The organism is Sphingomonas sp. PP-F2F-G114-C0414 (assembly GCF_003688595.1).
Taxonomy (GTDB): domain Bacteria; phylum Pseudomonadota; class Alphaproteobacteria; order Sphingomonadales; family Sphingomonadaceae; genus Sphingomonas.
Genome location: NZ_RCWT01000013.1, coordinates 86,503 through 108,675, shown reverse-complemented (window position 1 = coordinate 108,675; position 22,173 = coordinate 86,503). Strand labels below are relative to the sequence as shown.

Sequence of the window (22,173 nt, the reverse complement as noted above, 5' to 3'; positions counted from 1 at the left end):
CTGGCGGGTTAGCCGGCGCCACGCGCGGGCGTGTTGACGCCCATCGACTGGAGATATTTCTTCACGTTGCGCGCCGCCTGGCGGAGCCGCTGTTCGTTCTCGACCATCGCGATCCTCACATAGCCCTCGCCGTTTTCGCCGTAGCCGACCCCTGGGGCAACGGCGACCTGCGCGTGAGTCAGCAATTGTTTGGTGAACTCAAGGCTACCTAAGTGCGCGAGCGCGGGTGGCAGTGGTGCCCACGCGAACATGCTCGCGCGGGGGCTCGGGATGTCCCAGCCGGCGCGACCGAAGCTCTCGACCAGTACGTCGCGGCGCTTGTGATAGAGCTGACGGTTGCGCTCGACGATGTCCTGCGGGCCGTTGAGCGCGGCGCAGGCGGCGGCCTGGATCGGCGTGAACGCGCCGTAGTCGAGGTACGACTTCACGCGCGTCATCGCCGCGATCAGCGTCTTGTTGCCGACCCCGAAGCCCATCCGCCAACCCGCCATCGAATAGGTCTTGCTGAGCGAGGTGAACTCGATCGCGACGTCCTTCGCGCCCGGCACCTGGAGGATCGAGGGGGTCGGCTTGCCGTCGAAATACAGCTCCGAATAGGCGAGATCGGAGATCACCCACAGCTTGTGCTTCTTGGCGAATTCGACGACGCGCTCGTAGAAGGCGAGATCGACGACTTCGGCGGTCGGGTTCGACGGATAGCCCATCACCAGCACCGATGGCGCGGGGACGGTGAACGCCATCGCGCGCTCGAGGCTCTCGAAATACGCCTCGTCCGGCGTGGTCGGCACCGCGCGGATCGTTGCGCCGGCGATGATGAAACCGAAGGTGTGGATCGGATAGGAGGGGTTGGGCGCAAGCACGACGTCGCCAGGCGCGGTGATTGCGGTGGCGAGACTCGCAAGGCCTTCCTTCGAGCCCATCGTCACGACGACCTCGGTCTCGGGATCGACGTCGACCCCGAACCGGCGGCCGTAATAGTTCGCCTGAGCTTTCCGCAAGCCGGGGATGCCCTTCGACTGCGAATAGCCGTGCGCGCTGGGTTTGCGCGCGACTTCGACGAGCTTCTCGATGACGTGCTCGGGGGGCGGCAAATCGGGATTGCCCATGCCGAGATCGATGATGTCCTCCCCGCCCGCGCGCGCCGCCGCCCGCATCGCGTTCACTTCGGCGATGACATAGGGGGGTAAGCGTTTGATGCGGTAGAAGTCTTCGGACATGATCAGCCTCTAGCTGGAGGAGCGGGTGCTGTACCGCAGGTGAGCGGGGGCGTCATCCGCCTCATTCGTCGCGGGGGCGAAAGCTGGGGTATTCTGATTTGGATGGAATGCACCCCCCCCGGCGGAGGCCGGGGCCCAGGTGGAGAGGTCGCGGTAACGTGGCGCACCGTTCACCAGCAACGTCTCCCAACTGGACCCCGGCCTTCGCCGGGGAGGTGGTTGGACGTTGGGTGTTGATTGACGGGGCGGTATGGAGACGGAACCTTGCGCCAGCGACCACCCCGCTTTCGCTGGGCCGTTGCCTCGGCTAAGCTCCCGAAAAAGCAGAGGATGCCATGGCCGATACTCCTCCCGACGCCTCCACGCCGACCCTGCCCGATCTCCAGCATTGGACGTGGGTGATGGGGCGTGCGCAGCAGATCATGATGGAGCAGGGGCTCGCCGCGATGCAGGCCAAGCCCGAGGGAATCCCGGCGATCCCCGGCTTCACTGACCCCGCCACGCTGGAGCGCGCGCGCGATTTCTGGGCCGAGAGCCTGACGTTGTGGCAGCGGTTTCTCGATCCCGCCAAGGCGCCCGAACCCGCGCCGGTGACCGACAAGCGCTTCAAGGCGCCGCAATGGCGCGAGCCGGTGTTCGACCTGATCCGGCAGAGTTACGAGCTGATCGGCGACCACATGCTGCGCGGCGTCGAGGCGGTCGACGGGCTCGACCCCAAGCAGAAGGAGCAGCTGCGGTTTGCGACCAAGGGGTTCGTCGATGCGATGAGCCCGACCAATTTCGCGCTGACCAACCCGCAGGTGATCGAGAAGACGATCGAGACGCGCGGCGAGAATCTGCTGAAAGGCCTGCAGAACATGATGGCGGATCTTGCCCGCGGGCAGGTGACGCATACGCCCGACGGTGCGTTCGAGCTTGGCCGCAACCTGGCGATGACGCCGGGAAAGGTGGTGAAACGCACACCGCTCTACGAACTGATCCAGTACAGCCCGACCACCGACAAGGTGCTGGCGACGCCGCTCGTGATTTTCCCGCCGTGGATCAACCGGTTCTACATCCTCGACCTGACGCCGGAGAAGAGCTTCATCCGCTGGGCGGTCGAGCAGGGCATCACCGTGTTCATGGTGTCGTGGAAGTCGGCCGATTCGAGCATGAAGGACGTCGTCTGGGACGATTATATCGCCGCGCAGGTCGAGGCGATCGACACGGTTCGTGCCGCGCTCGAGGTGCCGGCGGTGCATACGATCGGCTATTGCGTGGCTGGGACGACGCTGGCTGCGACGCTGGCGCTGCTGGCGGCGCAGGGGGAGGCCGCGAAGGTGGCTAGCGCGACGTTCTTCACCGCGCAGGTCGATTTCGCGCAGGCTGGCGAACTGCAGCATTTCATCGACGACGAGCAGTTGAAGATGGTCGCGTCGTTGTCGCCCGAGGGGTTCCTCGACGGCCGCTACATGGCGACGACGTTCAACCTGTTGCGCGGGCGCGACCTGATCTGGAACTACGTCACGCAGAATTACCTGCTGGGGCAGGATTACGTGCCGTTCGACCTGCTCCACTGGAACGGCGACACGACCAACCTGCCCGCGAAATGGCATCTGAGCTATTTGACCGACCTGTACCGCGACAATCTGCTGGCGAAGGGCGCGATCACGATTGACGGCACGCCGATCGACCTGACCAAGGTGACGACGCCGAGCTATATCCAGGCGGGGCGCGAGGATCATATCGCGCCGGCGGAAAGCGTATGGAAGCTTACCCAGCTGTTCGCGGGACCGTTGAAATTCGTGCTGGCAGGATCGGGGCACATCGCCGGGGTCGTGAACCCGCCGACTGCGGGCAAGTATCAGTTTTGGACCAATCCCTCGGCGCATACGACGCTCGACGACTTCGTCGCGGGGGCGACCGAGACCAAGGGAAGTTGGTGGCCGGACTGGGTCGAATGGGTCCGCGCTATCGATCCGAAAACCATGGCAGCCAAAGGGGTTAGGCAGCCCGGCAAGGGGGCCCTCGCGGCGCTCGGCGATGCGCCTGGCGAATACGTCAAAGCTCGTTAGGACAGCCTTACGTTAACGTCATGGTGCGGTGCACAAATCCATTGTGCGCCGCCGCGAACCGTGTAGAAGGACCGCGACATAACTCCGAAGAGAGGTGCGTGGATGGCGGATATCGTGAAACGGACGGCCAAGGCCGGTTCGAAGCCTGTCGCCACCGCGAAGGCTCCTCGGACCGTCGCCAAGCCGGCACAACCGGCACCCAGGCCGGTCGCGAAGACGCCGGCGATCGACACACCTCCCGCGGCTGCTTTTGTATCGCCGCAACCGGACTCTCCCGCCCCGATTATGGCCACCGCGCCAACGGGGATCCCAGCTAGCGACACAAAGGACGCCACGATGGACACGATCCAGAGCATCACCGAGAAGACCAAGGCCCTGTTCACCAACGGGTTCAGCGGCACCACGACCAGCGAGTTCAGCGAGCAGGCCAAGGGCGCGATGGAGAAGTCGGCGAAGATGGTCGAGGACATGACTGCATTCGGCAAGGGCAACATCGAGGCGCTGGTCGAATCGTCGAAGATCGCCGCGAAGAATGTCGAGGCGCTCAGCCACGAGGCTGCCGAGTACGCCAAGACCTCGTTCGAGAGCGCGACCGAAGCCGCCAAGACGCTCGCTGCTGCCAAGTCGCCGACCGAGTTCATGAAGCTCCAGGGCGATTACGCGCGTACCGCGTTCGACACGATGATCGCCGAGGGCTCGCGCTCGACCGAGCGTCTGCTGAAGATGTTCGGCGAGTTCGCCCAGCCGATCTCTAACCGCGTTGCGGTCGCGACCGACAAGATGAAGATCTCGGCATAAGTCGATAGCGCGCCGCCCTCGGGCGATGCGACACGAAAGGGGCGGCCGTCACGCGACGGTCGCCCCTTTTGCGTTGCGGATTTCGCGCGAGGTTTGCGGGTGCCCCCCTTGCTCTTGCCCCCCGGCATGCCATATTTCGACGGCATGCTTTTGACCCCTGAAATGACGACTCCCCGGCGGACGGGCGAGCAGATGGCCGAGCGCCGCGACGATGGTGGCGAGGATGGCAATGGCGGCACCGGCGCGGGCATCGCGACCAAGACGCGCGCGAAGACCAAACAGCCGACGCCGTACCGTGTGCTGATGCTCAACGACGATTATACGCCGATGGAGTTCGTCGTGTTGTGCCTCCAGCGGTTCTTCCGGATGGATATGGAGGCCGCGACGCGTGTGATGCTGCACGTCCATCAGAAGGGCGTCGGGGTGTGTGGCACGTTCAGCTACGAGGTGGCGGAGACCAAGGTGAGCCAAGTGATGGATTTCGCCAAGCAGAACCAGCACCCGCTACAGTGCACGCTCGAGAAGGCGTGAGCGTCCCACTCTAAGCTGATCCTCCCCCGCAAGGGGGAGGTGGCACCGAAGGTGACGGAGGGGGAGGCTTGCGCCAACCTGGGTTCCGTGTCCTCCCCCTCCGTCTGGCAAGAGCCAGCCACCTCCCCCTGGCGGGGGAGGATTAGAGGGCGTTCTTACCGCGCGGGCGGCAACCAGCGCAGGTCCAGCCCGTCGAATCGGTCGATGTAGTTCGCGGCTTGTGCCAGTTGCACCTCGTTGAGCAACGTCACCCGGCCCGTCTCCCGCCGAATCAGGCCGTCTTCCTCCAACTGCCGCAGCATCCGATTGACGTGGACCGCGGTAAGGCCGGTGGCGTCGCCGATCTCCTCCTGCGTCAGGCCGAGCATGAAGCTGTCGCCCATCGCGCGGTCGCGCATCCGCAGTCGGTTGCGCATCTCGAGCAGCAAAGCCGCGATCCGCGCCTTGGCCGAGGTGCGACCGAGTGCGGCGAGACGGTCGGTGAGCGCGACCTTCTCCATCTGGTTCATCACCATGATCAGCGCCGACAGGCGCGGGTGATCGGTGACGAGCCCGGTCATCGCCGAGCGATCGAACGAACACACCGTGCAGTCGGTCAGCGCGACCACCGTTTCGGGGGAGTCGCGGTACACCAGCGCCGAGACCGCCAGCATGTCACCGGCATAGAGGAAGCGCAGAATCTGGCGGCTGCCGTCATCGAGCAGCACATAGCTCATCGCCATGCCGCGCTGCAGGATGAAGAGTTCGGCCTGCGGATCATTTTCGCGCACGAGGACGGCACCGCGACGCAAGTCTCGCGGGCGCTCCTCCAACCGCGCTAACGCAGCCTTCTCGTTCATCGACAGGTCGATGAGATCGCCGACGCGGTCGGCGAAGCAGCTGTCCGGCACTCTGTAATGGTCCCCAATGTTCGAGAACCACAGAGCAAAGCTAGGATTTCCGCGCATTAAAGTCGATCAAGCGGGGGTGTTAGCGCTACGGAAGCAGGGGGCGGTCCCAACGCGGGACTTGACCCCCCGGCAGTATCCGCCTGTCGCCCGATCGATGCGCGGCCCTTGCGCAGAACGCCAGCCGCGATAGACACCCGGGATGGACCGTATTCTCATTCGCGGCGGCAATCGCCTGTCCGGGCGCTTGCCCATCTCCGGTGCGAAGAACGCCGCGCTCACGCTGATGCCGTGCGCGCTGCTGACAGAAGAGCCGCTGACGCTGCGCAACCTGCCGCGGCTGGCGGATGTCGACGGGTTCGGACATCTTCTCAACCAGTTAGGCGCGTCGACCGCGATCCAGGGGACGCGACCGGAGGATTTCGGTCGGGTGATGACGATCCGCGCGGGCAATCTGACCTCGACCGAAGCGCCGTACGACATCGTGCGGAAGATGCGCGCGTCGATCCTGGTGCTCGGGCCGTTGCTCGGGCGGGGCGGCGAGGCGACAGTGTCGCTGCCGGGTGGCTGCGCGATCGGTAACCGGCCGATCGATCTGCACCTGCGCGCACTTGAGGCGATCGGTGCCGAACTTGAGATGGCCGCGGGCTATGTGAAGGCGATCGCGCCGGGCGGGCGCCTGCCGGGCGGCCGCTTCCGCTTCCCGATCGTGTCGGTCGGCGCGACCGAGAACGTCGTGATGGCGGCGGTGCTCGCAAAGGGTACGAGCGTGATCGAGAACGCCGCGCGCGAGCCCGAGATCGTCGACCTGTGCAACTGTCTCGTCGCGATGGGCGCGTCGATCGACGGGATCGGCACCGAAACGCTGACGATCGAGGGCCGCGACCGGCTGCACGGCGCGACCTATGCGGTGATGCCCGACCGGATCGAGGCGGGCAGTTACGCGTGCGCTGCGGCGATCACCGGCGGCGACCTGGAACTGGTCGGCGTGTCGATCCCGGACATGGGCGCGACGATCGATGCGCTGGTCGAGGCGGGCGTGTCGGTGACGCCCACCAAGGACGGCGTCCGCGTCGCGTCGGGCGGCAAGCTGCAACCCCTGACGCTATCGACCGCGCCGTACCCCGGGTTCGCGACGGACATGCAGGCCCAATTTATGGCAATGCTTTGCATGGCCGACGGCGCCAGCATGCTGACCGAAACGATCTTCGAAAATCGCTACATGCACGTGCCCGAACTGGCACGGATGGGCGCGGACATTCAGGTCCACGGTCGCACCGCGATGGTTCGCGGCGTCGACAAGCTGGTCGGGGCGCAGGTTATGGCAACCGACCTGCGGGCTTCGATGAGCTTGATCTTGGCGGGGTTGGCGGCGGATGGCGAGACGTCTGTGGGCCGGGTGTATCACCTCGACCGTGGGTATGAGCGTCTTGAGGAGAAGCTGAGCGCGGTGGGTGCGGATATCGAGCGGGCCAGCGACGGGTAATTGAGGCTGGGGCGTCGGTGGAACGGGGGTAGCCCTCTCCCCTTCGGGGAGAGGGTTGGGTGAGGGGCAGTTGCGATGCGCGACGCCCGGTACAGCCCCTCACCCCGACCCTCTCCCCGGAGGGGAGAGGGAGTAGGATCCTAGGCATTTTGCGGTGGCATTCTTGTGCTTCGCGGACGCTGTGGGGTTCGGTATATGCAGCGCTACCTGTCATAGTTCCCCCGCGAAGGCGGGGGCCCAGGATCAAGCAAGACCGTCCTCGGTAATCCGGTAGACATCTAATCGGCGCCACCGGCAAAGCCGCCGTCGGACGGGTTCGGTTAACCGACCCGCCGGCCGTGCCGGGCGCCGCCCGCTTCGCTTCGCTTTGCTTGCTGGCATCGGCGCGGACGTTGCCGCGCCTGCGCCCGTCAGTACATGTGCTGCCCGCCATTGATGCTCAGCGTAGACCCGGTAACGAACCCGCCCTCCTCCGAGCACAGGAACGCCACCCCCCGCGCGATCTCGGTAGCTTGGCCCAGCCGCCCGACCGGGATCTTCGCGACGATCTTTTCTAGCACGTCGGCCGGCACCGCCGCCACCATGTCCGTATCGATATACCCCGGCGCGATCGCGTTGACCGTCACGCCCGCACGCGCGCCTTCCTGGGCCAAGGCTTTCGTGAACCCGTGAATGCCGGACTTTGCCGCAGCATAGTTGACTTGGCCGTACTGCCCGGCCTGCCCGTTGATCGAGCCGATGTTGACGATCCGCCCCCATTTGCGTGTGCGCATGCCGGGGAAGACGGCCTTAGCCATGTTGAAACAACCGCCAAGATTGGTGTCCATCACCTCTTTCCAATCCTGGTACGTCATCTTCAGGATGGTGCCGTCGCGGGTGATGCCGGCGTTGTTCACGACGATATCGATATCGCCCAGATCGGCGGCGACCTGCGCACAGCCCGCCTGGCACGCATCATAGTCGGCGACGTCCCACTTGTAGGCCGCAATGCCCGTGCGCTCGGTGAACTCCTTCGCGCGCGTGTCGTTGCCGGCATAGGTGGCCGCGACCGTCAGACCCATGTCCTGCAATGCGAGACTGATCGCTTCGCCGATTCCGCGCGTACCACCGGTTACAATTGCGACGCGTGCCATCAGTCTCTCCTCAGTGTTTTGCCGAAGGCTAGCCAGCCCGCACCCATCCTTCAAGCTCGCGCGCCAAAATGCTGCGCAACATTTCCACGCCGACCGGGCTGTCGTTGAGGCACGGCAGATACGCGAAGTGCGTCCCGCCAGCCTCTTCGAAGCTCTCGCGGCCGCGGATCGACAGTTCCTCCAGCGTTTCCAGGCAATCGGCGGAGAAGCCCGGCGCGAAGATCACCACCTTGGTCTTGCCCGCCTTGGCGAGCGCGACGAGCGTCTCGTCGGTCGCCGGCCCCAGCCACTTCTGCGGCCCGAACCGCGACTGGAACGCGATCGTCAGCTCGCGCCCCGTGCGCTCGCCGAGCAACCGCGCGGTCTTCTGGCAGTGGCAGTGATACGGATCGCCCTGCTGCAACGTGCGCTTCGGCATCCCGTGGAAGCTGGCGACGATCGCGTCCGGCGTGAAATCGAGCGCAGAGAGCCCCTCTTCGAGCGAGTCCTTCAGCGCGTCGATATAGAGCGTGTCGTCATAATAAGGCGGTAACGTGCGGATCGCCGGCTGCCAGCGCAGACCGGTGAGATGCTTGAACGCCTTGTCGTTCGCGGTCGCGGTCGTTGCTGCGCAATATTGCGGGTAGAGCGGCGCGAGCAGGATGCGTTCGCAGCCCGCCGCCTTCATCGCGGTCAGCCGGTCCGAGATCGACGGATTGCCGTAGCGCATCGCCCAGTCGACCAGCACTTCCGGCCCGAACGAATCCTTCAGCGCGGCTGCCTGCAACCGCGTGATCGCGGCGAGCGGCGAGCCATCCTCGCGCCAGACCTGCGAATAGGCGTGCGCGGACTTTTTCGGGCGGGTGTTGAGGATGATGCCGCGGAGGATCGGCTGCCACGCGATCTGCGGGATTTCGACGACGCGCGAATCGGACAGGAACTCGCCGAGATAGCGCTTCACCGATTTCGCATCGGGGCCATCGGGCGTGCCGAGGTTCATCAGCAGCACGCCGATCTTGGGTTTCGGAATCGGGGGGTGATCGGGGGGCAGGGTCATGGCGCTGGTCTTAAAGGCAAATTGCGGATGCGGAAGCCCGTTGACGCATAGAGCGCGTTGGCGATCGCCGGTGCGACCGCGGGGACGCCGAGTTCGCCGACGCCGCCGGGCGCTTCGTCGCTGCGGATGACCTCGACGGTGATGTCGGGCGTGTCGGCGAGACGAGGCAGGCCGATCGTGTCGAACCCGCGCGCGTCGGCGAGGCCGCGGGTGAAGCCGGTCGAAGCGCCAAGCGCGGCGGCCATGCCGAAGATCAGCCCGCCCTCGATCTGCTGTCGAACGATGTCGGGATTGATCTGCGCACCGCAATCGACCGCGGCGACGAGGCGGTCGACCACCGGGCGCTGGTCCGCGCCGATGTGCGCCTCTGCCATGACGGCGATGTAGCTGCCGCGGAACGCGTGGGCTGCGATCCCCTGGCCGCTGCCGGCGACGCCGCCGTCCCAGCCGCCGAGCGCCGCCGCGGTCGAGAGGCAGCGGGCGAGTCGCGGTTCGCCGCCGAGCATGGCGATGCGGAACGACATCGGTTCGGACTGCGCGGTGCGCGCCAGTTCGTCGAGGAAGCATTCGGTGAAGAATGCGGTGTAGCCATGCGCGCCGCCGCGGAGATGGCCGGTCGGGAGGCCGATTTTGGCGGGGTGGTGCTCGACCGTATAGGCGGGGATGCGATAGACGGGCGCCGCGCCCGCGACGGCGTAGCGGTCACCTTTGACGCCGATCAGCGAGGCTTCGGTCGCGAGGCCCGGCATCATCCGGCGTGCCATCTCGGCGCCGGTCGAGGGGGCTGCGATGTTGGCCGACCAGCCCATGATCGCGCCGTTGGGGGCGAGCCGTGCGGCCATCTTCGCGACGGCGGGTGGGCGGTAGTGATCGTGGAGCGAATCCTCGCCACGCGACCAGACGAGGCTGACCGGGCGTCTTAGCTTTACCGCCAGCACTGCCGCCTGTTCGGCGACATCGTGTTCGAGCGCGGCGCCGAACGATCCGCCGATCAGCATCGGATGGACGACGACGGCATCCTCGCTGAGGTCCGCCGCCCGCGCTGCTGCCGATCGTGCGAGCCCCGGTGCTTGCGTTGCCAGCCAGAGTTCGAGGCGGCCGTTGGAGAAGGAGGCGGTTGCGCTGCGGGTCTCGATCGCTGCGTGCAGACCGAGGCCCGCGCGGTAGTTTGCGGTGACGAGCTTGGCACCCTGGAAGGTCGTGGCGACGTCGCCTGCGGCCGCCATCTCCTTGCCGGGACGGGCTAGCGCGGCGTCGAGTGCTGCGTCGATCGACTTGGTATCGGGGAGCGGGGTGTCGTTCTCGAATCGCGGCGCGAGCGCGTCGAGCGCCTTTTGTGCGGCCCACCCTGTCGTCGCGACGGCCGCGACCCAGCGCGGGTTCTCGACCACCGATAGCACGCCGCGGATGCGGTCGGCGGCGGCGCGGTCGACCTTTGTCAGGCGCCCGCCTACCGGGCCTTGGCGGATTGCGGCGTGGACCATGTCGGCGAGGCGGACGTCGCCGGCGAAATTGCCCGAGCCGTCGACTTTCGAGGGGGTGTCGAGGCGGGGGACCGACTTGCCGACCAGCTTGCCTGCACCCTGGATGCCGAGCGGGAGGGGATCGGGGAGGGTGAACCTCGCGGCTTCCTCGGCGAGTTCGGCGAAGCGGATGCGCTTGGTTTGGTAGGTGCAGAAGCCCGCGTCGACATTGACCTGGGTCCAGTCGGCGTCCCAGCGTTTTGCCGCCACCATGCAAAGGAGCGCGCGGGCGCCTGCGCCGGCCTCGCGGCAGGCTTGCTCGAACATCCGGATCGAACTCGATCCGCCGGTGAGCATCGGTGGTTGTGGAGTGCCGTCTGGGAGGCGGTCGAACGCGCCTTCGAACAGGTCGTGCGTGCCGATTGGGTTGGCGTAGAGCGGGTTGAGGGGGGCGGGTTCGACGCCGATCGTGCGCCAGTCCGCGCCGAGTTCGTCCGCGACGATCTGGGGGAGGGTCGTGTAGACGCCTTGGCCGTGTTCGACCTGCGGGACGGCGACGGTGACGTGGCCGTCGGTGCCGATCTTGAGCCACGCGCCGAATGGGGTTTCGCCGGGGTTGGCGACGACGTTTGGGGCGTAGATTCGTGGCCAGAGGCCCCAGGCGACGACGAGCCCGATCCCCGCGCCGCCGCCGACTAAAATCTCACGCCTGCTAATCATGAGGTGGCTCTAATCCTTCTCCCCCACGGGGAGAAGGTGGCGCGAAGCGGCGGATGACGGGGAGTGGGTCTCCGGGCCTGCGCCGGGAGTCCCACTCCCCCTCTCCCTTCCGTCGCCAAGTGGCTCCTCCCTCCCTCTCCCCGGAGGGGCGAGGGATATTAGGCCAGCGCTCTATACTTGGCCTTGAGCGAGACCTTGTCGATCTTCTCCGTCCCCAGTCTTGGCAGCGGCTCTTCCGAAATCCAGATGCGCTGCGGTATCTTGAACGCGGCGATGTGCTGGTGGAGGAATGCGGTCAAGTCGTCCGGGGTCAGCGTCTCGCCGTCCTGCGGCACGACCACCGCGCCGGGGACCTCGCCGAACCGCTCGTCCGCCAGCCCGAAGACGGCGGCCTCCGCAACGACCGGATGTTCGTACAGCGCTGCTTCGACCTCCTGGCACGAGATGTTCTCGCCGCCGCGGATGATGATGTCCTTCTTGCGGTCGACGATGAACAGATAGCCGTCCTCGTCGAGGTAACCGATGTCGCCGGTGCGGAAATAGCCGTCCGACGTGAACGCGGCGGCAGTGGCGTCGGGGCGGTTCCAATATTCCTTGAAGTTGCAGATCGTGCGGATGCAGACCTCGCCGCGCTGACCCTGGTCGACCGGGTGGCCGGCATCGTCGAGGATGGCGAGATCGACCAAAGGTGCGCCGGGCCGGCCGGCGGAGTTGGGCTTGGCGAGGTAATTGCCGCGCCAGTTGCCGGTGCCGACCGCGTTGGTCTCGGTGAGGCCGTAACCTATCAGCGGTGCGCTTCCGCCCATTTCCTCGTCGATGCGGCGGACGTGATCGACCGGGCGGGGGGCACCGCCGGCGGCGAAGTCGGTGACGGTCGACAGGTCGTAATTGGCGCGGTCGGGGTGATTGAGGATCTCGAAGCTCATCAAGGGCACGCCGACGAAATAGGTGACGCCTTCCGCCTCGATCAGCCGCATCGCCTCGCCTGCATCCCATTTCGGCATCAGCACGAGTTTCCGGCCCATCGCGAAGCTCTGGAGGAACACGGGGACCTCCCCGGTGATGTGGAACAGCGGGATCGTCAGCAGCGCGACCGGCTGGCCGACCGGCGGATTGCCTTGCGCGGTGGCGATCCCGACCATCATCATGACCTGGCCGAGATAGTTGAAGATGCCCTGCACGATCGCGCGATGCTCGGACAGCGCGCCCTTCGACTGGCCGGTCGAGCCGCTGGTGAACAGGATGGTGGCATGATCCTCCGGCCCGAGCAGCGGGAGGTCGGCGGTGTGATCGTCTTTCGCGAACACGGTTCCAAGCGCAGCGTCGAGTTCGCGCGAATCGTCGATCTCGACCACCGGCGCGCGTAGGCCTGCGATCTGCGCGAGGCGCTTCACGCGGGGCGGATCGGCGAACACGAACGCGCAGTCGACCTCGCCGATCGCGGTCTCCAGTTCCTCCGACTGCCACCAGCCGTTGAGCAGGGTCGCGACGCCGCCGGCCATGATGATGCCCATGTAGAGGACGATCCAAGACGGCGAATTGCGCATCGCGATGCCGATTCGGTCGCCCTTGGCGATGCCGTAGCCGCTGACAAGGGCGCGGGCGGTGCGCTCGGCGGCGGCGTAGACCTCGCCGAACGTCAGCCGTTCGGCGCCCGACACGATGAAGACGGCGTCGCGGTGCTCGTTGGCGTAGTGTGCGAAATAGTAGCTGAGCGCGGGCGGGGCGGCGGCGATCGTCGGCAGCGTGACGCCGAACCGCTCGGCCGATCCGAGCGCGAGCATGCCGTCGGGCGCGGTCAGCGCGGCCATCGTCGAATCCATAGCTGCATCGAGCTCGGTCCGCATATCGCTCTCCTACTTGGTCTTATCGTTATCGGTCTTTATGCAGGGGCGAACGCGTGGGGAAAAGCCTTTGATCCTGTCGACCATCACCGCCGCTGCGGGTGCCGTAGCGCCTGCCGTCGGCAGTCACATCCGCTTCGAGGATCTGGGGCTGCACCCCGATGTCTTCTCGATCGGCTTCTTCACGCTGCGCTGGTACAGCCTTGCCTATATCGGCGGGATCCTGCTCGGCTGGTGGTATCTGCTGAAGCTGCTCGCCCAGCCCGGCGCACCGATGGCGCGGCGCCATGCCGACGACCTGGTGTTCTACGCGACGCTCGGGATCATCCTCGGCGGGCGGCTCGGCTATGTGATCTTCTACGCGCCCGAGATGTTCCTGCATCCGTTGCGGATCTTCCGGCTCTGGGACGGCGGCATGTCGTTCCACGGCGGGGTGATCGGCACGTCGATCGGGCTGATCCTGTTTGCGCGGAAGCACCAGCTCAACTGGTTGCGCGTGCACGATTATATCGCGTGCTGCGTGCCGTTCGGACTGTTCTTCGGGCGGCTGGCGAACTTCGTGAATGGCGAGCTGTGGGGCAAGCCGACCGACGTCGCGTGGGGGATCATCTTCGAGCGTACCGTGCCGTTCGGGATGGTCGAGCCGGCGCGCCATCCGAGCCAGCTGTACGAGGCCGGGCTGGAGGGCGTGGTCCTGTTCGTGCTGCTGTGGTTCGCGTTCTGGAAGACCAAGGCGCGGTACGATCCGGGCAAGCTCGTCGGGTTGTTCGTGCTGGGGTACGGGATCGCGCGGTTTGTCGTGGAGTTCTTCCGCGAGCCGGATTCGCAGCTGCGGGCGTTTGCCGAGCATACCGGGCTGCACATGGGGCAGTGGCTGTGCGTGCCGATGATCGTCGGGGGCGCGTATCTGGTGGCGACGTCGGCCAAGCGGCGCGTGCGGGTCGAGCCGATCGCGGGGACGGCGAGCGTCGCCTGACGCTTCCTTCGAATAGAAGCACCACCCCGGCGGAGGCCGGGGCCCAGTTGGGAAGGTTGATGTAACGACGCGCAACGCACGTCACTACGGACGTTCCAACTGGGCCCCGGCCTTCGCCGGGGTGGTAGAGATTTTTGAGATGGTCGACATGTCCGACACCCCCCTGACCGACACCGCCCTCCCCGAACGCCTCGCCCGCGCGATTGCGCTCGCGGGTCCGATTCCCGTTGCGCAGTATATGGCGGCGGCGAACGCGCACTATTACGCGACGCGCGACCCGTTGGGGGCGGGGGGGGACTTCACCACCGCGCCCGAGATCAGCCAGATGTTCGGCGAGCTTGTCGGTTTGTGGTGTGCTGATCTTTGGGACCGCGCTGGTCGCCCCGAGGTGGCTTGGGTCGAACTTGGGCCGGGTCGCGGGACGCTGGCCGCCGATGCCGCGCGGGCGATGGCGAAGGCCGGGCTGGAGCCGCCGTTACATTTCGTCGAGACCAGTCCGGCGTTGCGAAAAGCTCAAGCCGAGCGGGTGCCCGCTGCGACGTGGCATGATGCGGTCGAAACGCTGCCGACCGATCGCCCGCTGATCGTCGTCGCCAACGAGTTCTTCGACGCGCTGCCGATCCGGCAGTTGGTGAAGCGCGAGCAGTGGCACGAACGCCTCGTCGCGGCACAGGACCTGCTGTTCCTGCCGATCGCCGGGAAGCCGCTTCCGGATGCCGTCATCCCCGAGCCGTTCCGCGACGCGCCCGCGGGCTCGATCCTCGAAACCTCGCCTGCAGCCGTGACGATCATTCGCGGTCTCGCCAAGCGGATCGCCGCGCAGGGCGGTGCGCTGATCGCGATCGATTATGGCTATGAGGGGCCGGCGCTCGGCGACACGTTGCAGGCGGTGCGCGGGCATGCGTTCGCCAATCCGTTCGATGTGCCCGGCGAGCACGACCTGACCGCGCATGTCGACTTCACCACGCTCGCTGCAGCCGCCCAAACGGAGGGCGCGGTCGCGTGGGGGCCGGTGACGCAGCGCGACCTGCTCGGTGCGCTCGGCATCGATTCGCGGACGTCGGCACTCGCCAAGGCGTCGCCTGCGCGGGCGGAAGCATTGGCAGCGGATCGAAGGAGGTTGATGGACGATATGGGTACGCTCTTCAGAGCGCTGGCGATCACCGCGCCGACTTGGCCGACACCGGCGGCGTTTGCATGATCGCCTATCGCGATGCCGTGCCCGCTGATGGCGCAGAACTCGCCGCGATGGCGAAGCGGTCTTTCACCGATACGTTCGGTACGCTGTACCGGCCTGAAGACCTCGCCGCCTTCCTCGACCAGGCGTTCGGCGACACGGGGTTGCCGGCGCAACTCTCCGATCCTGCCTTCACGGTGCGCGTCGCGGTGGACGAATCGGGTGAGATCGTCGGGTTTGCCAAGATCGGACCCGTCGCATTCCCCGGCGACTGGCCGGCGACGGCGATCGAGCTTCACCAGCTTTATGTGCGGGGCGACCAGCATGGTGCGGGGGTTGGCCCGGCGTTGATGGATTGGGCGATCGATGTCGCACGGGCTGATGGTCGCACGGAGATGATCCTCAGCGTGTATGTCGACAACCACCGGGCGCACCGGTTCTACCAGCGATACGGCTTCGTCGAGATCGGGCGGTATGTGTTCATGGTTGGGGAGCAGCCCGACGATGACCGGATCATGCGGCTCGTGTTGTGATGGTCGTTAGTGCATCGAATCGGTACCACCCCGGCGGAGGCCGGGGCCCAATTGGAAAGGTTGCAGTAACGATGCGCAGTCCCCTGTCAGCAACGTCCCCCAATTGGGCCCCGGCCTTCGCCGGGGTGGAGCTATGGGTGGGGCGGTCGCTATGACCATCGACGCAATCCGCGCGAAGGCGCTTGGCGACATTCGGCACGGCTTTTTCGGACGGCGTGGCGGCGTCTCGACCGGGGCGTATGCGAGTCTCAATGTCGGCATCGGGTCTGACGACGACCCCGCCGCCATTGCTGAGAACCGCTGTCGCGCTACCGAGGCCGTCCTCCCCGGTGCGAGACTTGTCGGTCTCTATCAGGTCCATTCCGCCGACGCGGTCACCGTGATCGAACCGTTCGATGACGCGATCCGTCCGCATGCCGATGCGCTGGTCACCAACCGTCCCGGCCTCGCGCTGGGAATTCTCACCGCCGACTGCGCACCCGTATTGTTTGCCGATCGTGAAGCCGGCGTCGTTGCCGCAGCCCACTCCGGCTGGAAAGGCGCGCTCGGCGGCGTTACCGACTCCACGATCCTCGCAATGGAGGCGATCGGCGCGCACCGCGATCGGATCGTCGCTGCTGTCGGGCCGTGCATCGCGCGCGCCAGCTATGAGGTCGACGACGCGTTCATCCGCCGGTTTTGCGAGGCGGATCCGGAGAACGAGCGCTTATTCGCCGATGGCCGCGCGGATCATTACCAGTTCGACTTGGAGGCCTATGTCGTCAGCCGGCTCGCGGTCGCTGGGATCGGTCGGATCGAGGCGCTGGGGCTCGACACGTACACCGATGACGATCGCTTCTTCAGCTATCGCCGCGCGACCCATCGCGGCGAGCCCTCCTATGGGCGCCAGATCAGCATAATCGGTCTGTAATAGGGGCCTATAGCGGGTCCCAAAGCCTGCGCCGGTCGTTTAGGCTCCGCACATCGGCTCGCATAAGACGGGCCACGCAGGAGCATATTGATGTCCGATACCCCCGAAAACGCCGGCGCAGTCCCCGCCGAAACCGAAGCGGACCTGACCGGCGTCGCCGCGCGCGTCGCACCGAAGCCCGAGGTCGAGAAGATCGGCGGGCGCAAGCTGAAGCCGTCGACCTTGATGATGGGGCACGGTTACGACCCCGCGCTGTCGGAAGGCTCGCTGAAGCCGCCGATCTTCCTCACTTCGACCTTCGTCTTCCCCAACGCGGCGGCGGGCAAGCGTCACTTCGAAGGCGTTACCGGCAAGCGTCCGGGCGGTGCCGAGGGGCTCGTCTATTCGCGCTTCAACGGGCCGAACCAGGAGATCCTCGAGGATCGTCTCGGCGTCTGGGAAGAGGCGGAGGACGCGCTCGCCTTCTCGTCGGGCATGTCGGCGATCGCGACGCTGTTCCTGGCGATGGTCAAGCCGGGCGACACGATCGTCCATTCGGGGCCGTTGTACGCGGCGACCGAGACGCTGATCGGCCGCGTGCTCGGCAAGTTCGGGGTCAAGTGGCTCGACTTCCCGGCGGGCGCGACCCGCGAGGAGATCGACGCGGTGATGACCGAGGCCGCGACCGGTAACGTCGCGCTTATCTATCTCGAAAGCCCGGCGAACCCAACCAATGCGCTGGTCGACGTCGAGGCAGTCGCAGCCAGCCGCGATGCGATCTTCGCCACTCGCGACGGGGGCGAGAAGCCGCCGATTGCGATCGACAACACGTTCCTCGGGCCGTTGTGGTTCCAGCCGCTCAAGCATGGCGCGGATATCGTCGTCTACTCGCTGACCAAGTATGTCGGCGGGCATTCGGATCTGGTCGCGGGCGGCGTGCTCGGCACGAAGGAGCATATCAATACGATCCGGACGATGCGGAACACGATCGGGACGATCACCGATCCGAATACGGCGTGGATGCTGTTGCGGTCGCTGGAGACTCTGGAACTGCGGATGAGCCGTGCGGGCGAGAATGCGGCGAAGGTCTGCGCTTTTCTCCGTCACCATCCGAAGGTGGAGCGGGTCGCATATCTGGGTTTCCTCGAGGACGAGCCGGGCATGGAGCGTCAGGCGGACATCTACCGTCGCCATTGCACCGGCGGCGGTTCGACCTTCTCGCTGTATCTCAAGGGCGGCGAGCGCGAGAGCTTCGCGTTCCTCGATGCGCTCAAGATCGCCAAGCTGGCGGTGTCGCTGGGGGGGACCGAGACGTTGGCTAGCCATCCTGCGGGGATGACGCATCTGTCGGTGCCGGATGCGCGCAAGCAGGCTCTGGGGATTACGGACAACCTCGTCCGGATCTCGATCGGGGTGGAGGATCCGGACGATCTGATCGCCGATTTCGAGCAGGCGCTGGAGACGATCTGAGCCCAACCCTCCGTCATGCTGGGCTTGTTCCGGCATCCACCGTGCCGCACATCGATCGAGAATAGTTCGCGGCACGGTGGACCCCGGAACAAGTCCGGGGTGACGTTTCGATGTACACTGGCTAGCGTCCTGCCGATGCCAATCTTCACCCCGATCCCGCAGCACGAGTTCGTCGCCGCGATCCACATCCTCGCCGCCAAGCTGACCGAGGATACTTGGAAGCCCGATTTTATCATCGGCATCGGCCGCGGCGGCCTCGTGCCGGCGGTGTTCCTCAGTCACGCGATCGGCTTGCCTACGCTGTCGGTCGACTATTCGAGTCAGGTGAAGGACTTTGCCGACGAACCGCTGGTCAAGCTCGCCAAGCGGACGCGGGACGGCGAGCGGCTGCTATTCCTCGACGACATCAACGATTCGGGGCGGACGATCACGCATTTGCGCGGGGCGCTTGTTACGGCGGGGGCGGTCGAGGGTGCGGTGCGGTTTGCGATGCTGATCGACAACGTCAGTTCGGCCGAGCGGATCGAGTATTGCGCGCGGACGATCGACCGGACGGTGACGAAGGACTGGTTCGTGTTTCCCTGGGAGGCGGTGGCACCGGCGGCTGCGATTGCCGAGGATGCGGCGGAAGTGCCTGAGCGGATCGCCTGATCGAGCCACCCACCGTCCTAACGACCCACCGTCATCCTGACGAACGTCAGGACCCAGAGTCAAGATCGACGGTGGTCAGTTACCCTGGGTCCTGACGTTCGTCAGGATGACGGAGCGGGGCAGCTGAATTACCGGTGCGGAGAATGCTCGAGTACAGACGAACAAAGGGCCGGCTCCCGTACGGGAAGCCGGCCCTCGCCCTCGATACGCTACGCGAGGGAACTGGGAAACTGGTTGGGTGGCCCTATCGGGGCGCGACGTCGGCAAAGCCGTCGTCGGTCGGGTCAGGCTAAGCGCCTGCCCGCCGTCCGTGCCGGCGATTGCTCGCCTTCGCTCGCACCGGCCCGGGCGTTGCCGACCCTATCGGCGGCAGTACCCGGGGTTATCCGACTTATCGATCGCGTTGCCGGCCAGACCACCGCCGGCCGCGCCGAGCAGCGTCCCGATCGTCCGGTCACCGCGACCGGCGATGGTGTGGCCGAGCAGGCCGCCGGCGAGCGCGCCGATGATCGTGCCGCCGGTGTTGTCGCAACCGCGACGGCTGCGCGCGTTGTAGCGGCGGTCGTTTCCGCGGTACTCGCGATAGTCGCTCCGGTCGTAACCACGATCGTATCCGCGATAGCCGTCCTGATACCCATCGTAGCCACGCTCGTAGCGTGGGCCCCAGCGCTGCGCATCGGCGGCGGCGGGAACGAGGGTGGTCGCACCCAATGCGAGGGCACTGGCGGCGAGTGTAAAAGTCTTGAACATCGTGCGTCTCCCGTTGGGGATTTCGGCGGCGGCGGGGGCCGTGCTTCCATCCTCGATGAGACGCTTATGAGTGATTCGCATTGAGCTAAGCCTGAATGCCTCCGTTATCCGCTGTTCATGCTTCCGCGGATCGCCGGACACCCTATTAGGACGCGATGCGGCGCCTGATCACTATCCTGTTCGTATGCACGAGCGTCTATACGATCGTCCCGACCTGGTCGGGTGAAGCGCGGCTCGACCTGCTCGGCAAGAGCGCGCAATTGACCGCGACGCGGGTCATGCTCGATCGCACCGACCCGCGACATGTGCGCGTTGGCGGGCTGACGTATCTTGGTGGCGTGGCCCTCGACAGCCGCGATCCGGCGTTCGGCGGCTTCTCGTCGCTCGATGTCGCGCATTCTGGCACGGACGACCGATTCACGCTGCTCAGCGACGGCGGCAATATCGTCCAGTTCCACATGGGAGCGGATTGGCGGCCGCATGCGATCGCTTTTACCAATCTGCCCGCCGGGCCCGGAATCGGTTGGGAGAAGGGCGACCGTGACAGCGAATCGATGGCGATCGACCCGCGCACTGGCCAGATCTGGGTCGGCTTCGAATACCGTAACGCGATCTGGCGATATTCGTCCGGGTTCACCGGCTACGAGGCCCGCGTAAATCCCGAGGCGATGCGAAAATGGCCCGCCAATGGCGGTGTTGAGTCGATGGCCCGCATGCCGGATGGCCGGTTCGTGGTCATCAGCGAGGTGGCGCATGCGCGGCCCTCGGATTGGAGTCGGTCCGAAGACGAGCGGCTGCACACGCGCCAGGCGCTGATCTTCGCGGGGGATCCGACTCAGGTCGGGCCGCCGCAACGTTTCGCCTACGAACCCTATGGCCGCTACGATCCGTCCGACGTCACCGCATTGCCGAACGGCGACCTGCTGGTGCTCGATCGCGGCTTCAGGCTGCCGTTCCGTTGGTCCAACCGGATATCGCGGGTCGTCGCGCGGGATGTGGCGGCGGGGCGAATCGCGCGCGGCCGGCTGATCGCGACGATCGACTCGCCGCTGATCCACGACAATTTCGAGGGGATCGACACGACGGTCGAGAACGGCGCGACGATCGTGTGGATCGTGTCGGACGACAACCAGATGTTTCTCCAGCGCACGCTGCTGCTGAAGTTCCGGCTGGATCGCTAGCCCTTCAAACGCCGACGGCCCGCCCTGCTAGGTGCAGGGCGGGCCGCGGTGATCGCATTACGACGTCGCTGTCAGGCGACAACCGCCAACCGTCGCTGTTAGGCGGCGACGGCCGATGCTGCGATCTTCTTGACGACTTCACGCTTCAGGCGACGAACGCGGAGCGACAGCTTGTCGTCCGAGACCTTCACCAGCCAGTTGTCGAGGCCGCCATTGTGCTCGACGGTACGTAGGCCGTGCGTCGAGACGCGCAGCTTGACGCCCTTCTCGAGCGAATCGGAAAGCAGCGTGACGTTCTGCAGGTTCGGCAGGAACGTGCGCTTGGTCTTGTTGTTGGCGTGGGAGACGTTGTTCCCGACCATCCGGCCCTTGCCGGTCAGTTCGCAGATGCGCGACATGTGATTACCTATTCAAGTGTCGGGAGGAACCCCGGAAAGGCGCGCGGATAGCTGGCACGCCGGCTTTCGTCAACCGATTCACGTCAAACGTGCCCGCGGTCGTCCGCAATGGGCATTGTGCAACCCGCAGCGATCGACGACGTTGTTACGCTATCGAACTGTTCAATAAAAGGGGATGTCCCATGCGTACGCTCTTGTCTCTCGTCGCGATCATCGTGCTGGTCGTAGTCGGCCTGATGTATTTCGGGATCATCAACATCGACCAGACCCGCCAGGGCGTCGTCCAGGCGCCGAAGTTCCAGGCCGACGTCGCCAAGGTCACGCTCGGCACCGAGAACAAGACCGTGGCGGTGCCGACGATCAACGTCGAGAAGCCGGCCAACAGCCAGGCGCCGAACTGATCTTTACGCGGGTGTTTACGTGGGGCGAGCGGCGGGGCAGGGCCTGAGGCCATGTTCCCGGTTCCCGACCCTATGCGCCGCGCGCTCGACGCGGCACGCGATGCGGCGCTGGCTGGGGAAGTCCCGGTCGGCGCCGTTGTCGTTAAAGACGGCATTATACTAGCGACCGCGGCTAATGCGCCGCGCGCGCTGTGCGATCCGACGGCGCATGCCGAAATTCAGGCGATTCGCGCTGCGGCCTTGGCGTTGGGTAGCGATCGTCTCAAAGGATGCGACCTTTGGGTGACGCTGGAGCCTTGCGCGATGTGTGCCGGGGCCATCGCGCATGCTCGGATCGCGCGGCTCTATTATGGGGCGGCGGATGCGAAGGGCGGCGCGGTCGAGCATGGGCCGCGGTTTTTCAGCCAGCCGACGTGCCATCACCGGCCTGAGATTTACGCGGGGATTGCGGAGACCGAGGCGGCGGCGATCCTGCGGGAGTTCTTTGCCGCGCGCAGGTAGGGGCAGCGCGTTTCCGTGATCCTCTCCGCAAGGGGGAGGTGGCGCCGAAGGCGAGGGAGGGGGAGGACGTCGCAACA

General features: G+C 65.9%; 21 protein-coding genes. 13 read left to right on the top strand and 8 right to left on the bottom strand.

From position 1 onward, the window contains the following. Positions 1–8: 8 nt before the first annotated feature. Entirely contained in the window at positions 9–1,217 is a 1,209-nt protein-coding gene (locus tag C8J47_RS15040) for an LL-diaminopimelate aminotransferase (RefSeq protein ID WP_121886360.1), read from the bottom strand. Positions 1,218–1,552: 335 nt separating this feature from the next. Between C8J47_RS15040 and C8J47_RS15035 the strand changes: the two genes are divergently transcribed. From C8J47_RS15035 to clpS, 3 genes are all read left to right on the top strand, one after another. Further along, the gene (locus C8J47_RS15035) at positions 1,553–3,271 is read left to right on the top strand and encodes an alpha/beta hydrolase (RefSeq protein WP_121886359.1); all 1,719 of its coding nucleotides are present in this window, start codon (positions 1,553–1,555) and stop codon (positions 3,269–3,271) included. Between the two features lie 336 nt (positions 3,272–3,607). Beyond that, positions 3,608–4,069: a phasin family protein gene (locus tag C8J47_RS15030; protein WP_183129129.1), complete on the top strand. Its 462-nt coding sequence runs from the start codon at positions 3,608–3,610 to the stop codon at positions 4,067–4,069. 192 nt (positions 4,070–4,261) lie between these two features. Continuing rightward, positions 4,262–4,600, top strand: a complete 339-nt coding sequence (gene clpS / locus C8J47_RS15025; RefSeq protein WP_056053421.1) for an ATP-dependent Clp protease adapter ClpS — start codon at positions 4,262–4,264, stop codon at positions 4,598–4,600. Positions 4,601–4,755: 155 nt separating this feature from the next. Here the strand turns inward: clpS and C8J47_RS15020 are convergent, their stop codons facing one another. Then, a complete protein-coding gene (locus tag C8J47_RS15020) occupies positions 4,756–5,439 on the bottom strand; it encodes a Crp/Fnr family transcriptional regulator (protein WP_243645425.1) in 684 nt (227 codons plus the stop codon). Between the two features lie 250 nt (positions 5,440–5,689). Here C8J47_RS15020 and murA point away from each other — a divergent pair, with 250 nt between their 5' ends. After that, positions 5,690–6,973 (top strand): UDP-N-acetylglucosamine 1-carboxyvinyltransferase, encoded by a 1,284-nt coding sequence (murA, locus tag C8J47_RS15015; protein WP_121886356.1) that lies wholly within the window; start codon positions 5,690–5,692, stop codon positions 6,971–6,973. 410 nt (positions 6,974–7,383) lie between these two features. On the opposite strand, the gene phbB is transcribed toward murA, so the two are convergent. The 4 genes from phbB to C8J47_RS14995 form a co-directional block, all read right to left on the bottom strand. Continuing rightward, complete coding sequence (phbB, locus tag C8J47_RS15010) at positions 7,384–8,106, bottom strand: acetoacetyl-CoA reductase (RefSeq protein WP_121886355.1); 723 nt, start codon at positions 8,104–8,106, stop codon at positions 7,384–7,386. Between the two features lie 28 nt (positions 8,107–8,134). Beyond that, the gene (hemH, locus tag C8J47_RS15005; RefSeq protein ID WP_121886354.1) at positions 8,135–9,142 is read right to left on the bottom strand and encodes a ferrochelatase; all 1,008 of its coding nucleotides are present in this window, start codon (positions 9,140–9,142) and stop codon (positions 8,135–8,137) included. Beyond that, positions 9,139–11,325, bottom strand: a complete 2,187-nt coding sequence (locus C8J47_RS15000; protein WP_121886353.1) for a xanthine dehydrogenase family protein molybdopterin-binding subunit — start codon at positions 11,323–11,325, stop codon at positions 9,139–9,141. Before C8J47_RS15000 ends, hemH begins: the two co-directional genes overlap by 4 nt. A gap of 158 nt (positions 11,326–11,483) precedes the next feature. Beyond that, positions 11,484–13,172, bottom strand: coding sequence for a class I adenylate-forming enzyme family protein (locus C8J47_RS14995; protein ID WP_183129128.1), 1,689 nt, complete (start codon positions 13,170–13,172; stop codon positions 11,484–11,486). A gap of 37 nt (positions 13,173–13,209) precedes the next feature. Between C8J47_RS14995 and lgt the strand changes: the two genes are divergently transcribed. The 6 genes from lgt to C8J47_RS14965 all read left to right on the top strand — a co-directional run bounded on the left by lgt (position 13,210) and on the right by C8J47_RS14965 (position 18,865). Then, on the top strand, positions 13,210–14,145 hold the full coding sequence (lgt, locus tag C8J47_RS14990) for a prolipoprotein diacylglyceryl transferase (protein ID WP_121886515.1): 936 nt from the start codon (positions 13,210–13,212) through the stop codon (positions 14,143–14,145). A gap of 139 nt (positions 14,146–14,284) precedes the next feature. Then, positions 14,285–15,346: a class I SAM-dependent methyltransferase gene (locus C8J47_RS14985; RefSeq protein WP_121886351.1), complete on the top strand. Its 1,062-nt coding sequence runs from the start codon at positions 14,285–14,287 to the stop codon at positions 15,344–15,346. After that, positions 15,319–15,855 (top strand): GNAT family N-acetyltransferase, encoded by a 537-nt coding sequence (locus C8J47_RS14980; RefSeq protein ID WP_310886136.1) that lies wholly within the window; start codon positions 15,319–15,321, stop codon positions 15,853–15,855. Before C8J47_RS14985 ends, C8J47_RS14980 begins: the two co-directional genes overlap by 28 nt. Positions 15,856–16,006: 151 nt before the next feature. Then, positions 16,007–16,765 carry a peptidoglycan editing factor PgeF gene (gene pgeF / locus C8J47_RS14975; protein WP_121886349.1) on the top strand — a complete coding sequence of 253 codons (759 nt, stop codon included), beginning with the start codon at positions 16,007–16,009 and terminating at the stop codon, positions 16,763–16,765. Positions 16,766–16,855: 90 nt separating this feature from the next. Further along, complete coding sequence (locus C8J47_RS14970) at positions 16,856–18,214, top strand: cystathionine gamma-synthase family protein (RefSeq protein ID WP_121886348.1); 1,359 nt, start codon at positions 16,856–16,858, stop codon at positions 18,212–18,214. A gap of 135 nt (positions 18,215–18,349) precedes the next feature. Continuing rightward, a complete protein-coding gene (locus C8J47_RS14965) occupies positions 18,350–18,865 on the top strand; it encodes a phosphoribosyltransferase (protein WP_121886347.1) in 516 nt (171 codons plus the stop codon). 360 nt (positions 18,866–19,225) lie between these two features. Here the strand turns inward: C8J47_RS14965 and C8J47_RS14960 are convergent, their stop codons facing one another. Next, complete coding sequence (locus tag C8J47_RS14960; protein WP_121886346.1) at positions 19,226–19,615, bottom strand: glycine zipper 2TM domain-containing protein; 390 nt, start codon at positions 19,613–19,615, stop codon at positions 19,226–19,228. A 155-nt stretch (positions 19,616–19,770) separates the two neighbouring features. Between C8J47_RS14960 and C8J47_RS14955 the strand changes: the two genes are divergently transcribed. After that, on the top strand, positions 19,771–20,796 hold the full coding sequence (locus C8J47_RS14955; protein WP_259467584.1) for an esterase-like activity of phytase family protein: 1,026 nt from the start codon (positions 19,771–19,773) through the stop codon (positions 20,794–20,796). A gap of 98 nt (positions 20,797–20,894) precedes the next feature. Here the strand turns inward: C8J47_RS14955 and rpmB are convergent, their stop codons facing one another. Then, complete coding sequence (gene rpmB, locus C8J47_RS14950) at positions 20,895–21,194, bottom strand: 50S ribosomal protein L28 (protein WP_056053386.1); 300 nt, start codon at positions 21,192–21,194, stop codon at positions 20,895–20,897. Positions 21,195–21,376: 182 nt separating this feature from the next. Here rpmB and C8J47_RS14945 point away from each other — a divergent pair, with 182 nt between their 5' ends. After that, entirely contained in the window at positions 21,377–21,595 is a 219-nt protein-coding gene (locus tag C8J47_RS14945; protein WP_121886345.1) for a hypothetical protein, read from the top strand. Positions 21,596–21,667: 72 nt separating this feature from the next. Beyond that, entirely contained in the window at positions 21,668–22,096 is a 429-nt protein-coding gene (locus C8J47_RS14940; protein ID WP_121886344.1) for a nucleoside deaminase, read from the top strand. Positions 22,097–22,173 lie beyond the last annotated feature (77 nt).

What these genes read in the sequence shown, in the direction of transcription:
- murA (WP_121886356.1), top strand. Translation starts at nt 5,690, where the DNA reads ATGGACCGTATTCTCATTCGCGGCGGCAATCGCCTGTCCGGGCGCTTG.
- C8J47_RS15020 (WP_243645425.1), bottom strand. Translation starts at nt 5,439, where the DNA reads ATGAACGAGAAGGCTGCGTTAGCGCGGTTGGAGGAGCGCCCGCGAGAC.
- C8J47_RS14945 (WP_121886345.1), top strand. Translation starts at nt 21,377, where the DNA reads ATGCGTACGCTCTTGTCTCTCGTCGCGATCATCGTGCTGGTCGTAGTC.
- C8J47_RS14970 (WP_121886348.1), top strand. Translation starts at nt 16,856, where the DNA reads ATGTCCGATACCCCCGAAAACGCCGGCGCAGTCCCCGCCGAAACCGAA.
- lgt (WP_121886515.1), top strand. Translation starts at nt 13,210, where the DNA reads ATGCAGGGGCGAACGCGTGGGGAAAAGCCTTTGATCCTGTCGACCATC.
- C8J47_RS15035 (WP_121886359.1), top strand. Translation starts at nt 1,553, where the DNA reads ATGGCCGATACTCCTCCCGACGCCTCCACGCCGACCCTGCCCGATCTC.
- pgeF (WP_121886349.1), top strand. Translation starts at nt 16,007, where the DNA reads ATGACCATCGACGCAATCCGCGCGAAGGCGCTTGGCGACATTCGGCAC.
- rpmB (WP_056053386.1), bottom strand. Translation starts at nt 21,194, where the DNA reads ATGTCGCGCATCTGCGAACTGACCGGCAAGGGCCGGATGGTCGGGAAC.
- C8J47_RS15000 (WP_121886353.1), bottom strand. Translation starts at nt 11,325, where the DNA reads ATGATTAGCAGGCGTGAGATTTTAGTCGGCGGCGGCGCGGGGATCGGG.
- C8J47_RS15040 (WP_121886360.1), bottom strand. Translation starts at nt 1,217, where the DNA reads ATGTCCGAAGACTTCTACCGCATCAAACGCTTACCCCCCTATGTCATC.
- C8J47_RS14995 (WP_183129128.1), bottom strand. Translation starts at nt 13,172, where the DNA reads ATGCGGACCGAGCTCGATGCAGCTATGGATTCGACGATGGCCGCGCTG.
- C8J47_RS14955 (WP_259467584.1), top strand. Translation starts at nt 19,771, where the DNA reads ATGCGGCGCCTGATCACTATCCTGTTCGTATGCACGAGCGTCTATACG.
- C8J47_RS15030 (WP_183129129.1), top strand. Translation starts at nt 3,608, where the DNA reads ATGGACACGATCCAGAGCATCACCGAGAAGACCAAGGCCCTGTTCACC.
- phbB (WP_121886355.1), bottom strand. Translation starts at nt 8,106, where the DNA reads ATGGCACGCGTCGCAATTGTAACCGGTGGTACGCGCGGAATCGGCGAA.
- C8J47_RS14960 (WP_121886346.1), bottom strand. Translation starts at nt 19,615, where the DNA reads ATGTTCAAGACTTTTACACTCGCCGCCAGTGCCCTCGCATTGGGTGCG.
- hemH (WP_121886354.1), bottom strand. Translation starts at nt 9,142, where the DNA reads ATGACCCTGCCCCCCGATCACCCCCCGATTCCGAAACCCAAGATCGGC.
- clpS (WP_056053421.1), top strand. Translation starts at nt 4,262, where the DNA reads ATGGCCGAGCGCCGCGACGATGGTGGCGAGGATGGCAATGGCGGCACC.
- C8J47_RS14965 (WP_121886347.1), top strand. Translation starts at nt 18,350, where the DNA reads ATGCCAATCTTCACCCCGATCCCGCAGCACGAGTTCGTCGCCGCGATC.
- C8J47_RS14985 (WP_121886351.1), top strand. Translation starts at nt 14,285, where the DNA reads ATGGTCGACATGTCCGACACCCCCCTGACCGACACCGCCCTCCCCGAA.
- C8J47_RS14940 (WP_121886344.1), top strand. Translation starts at nt 21,668, where the DNA reads ATGCGCCGCGCGCTCGACGCGGCACGCGATGCGGCGCTGGCTGGGGAA.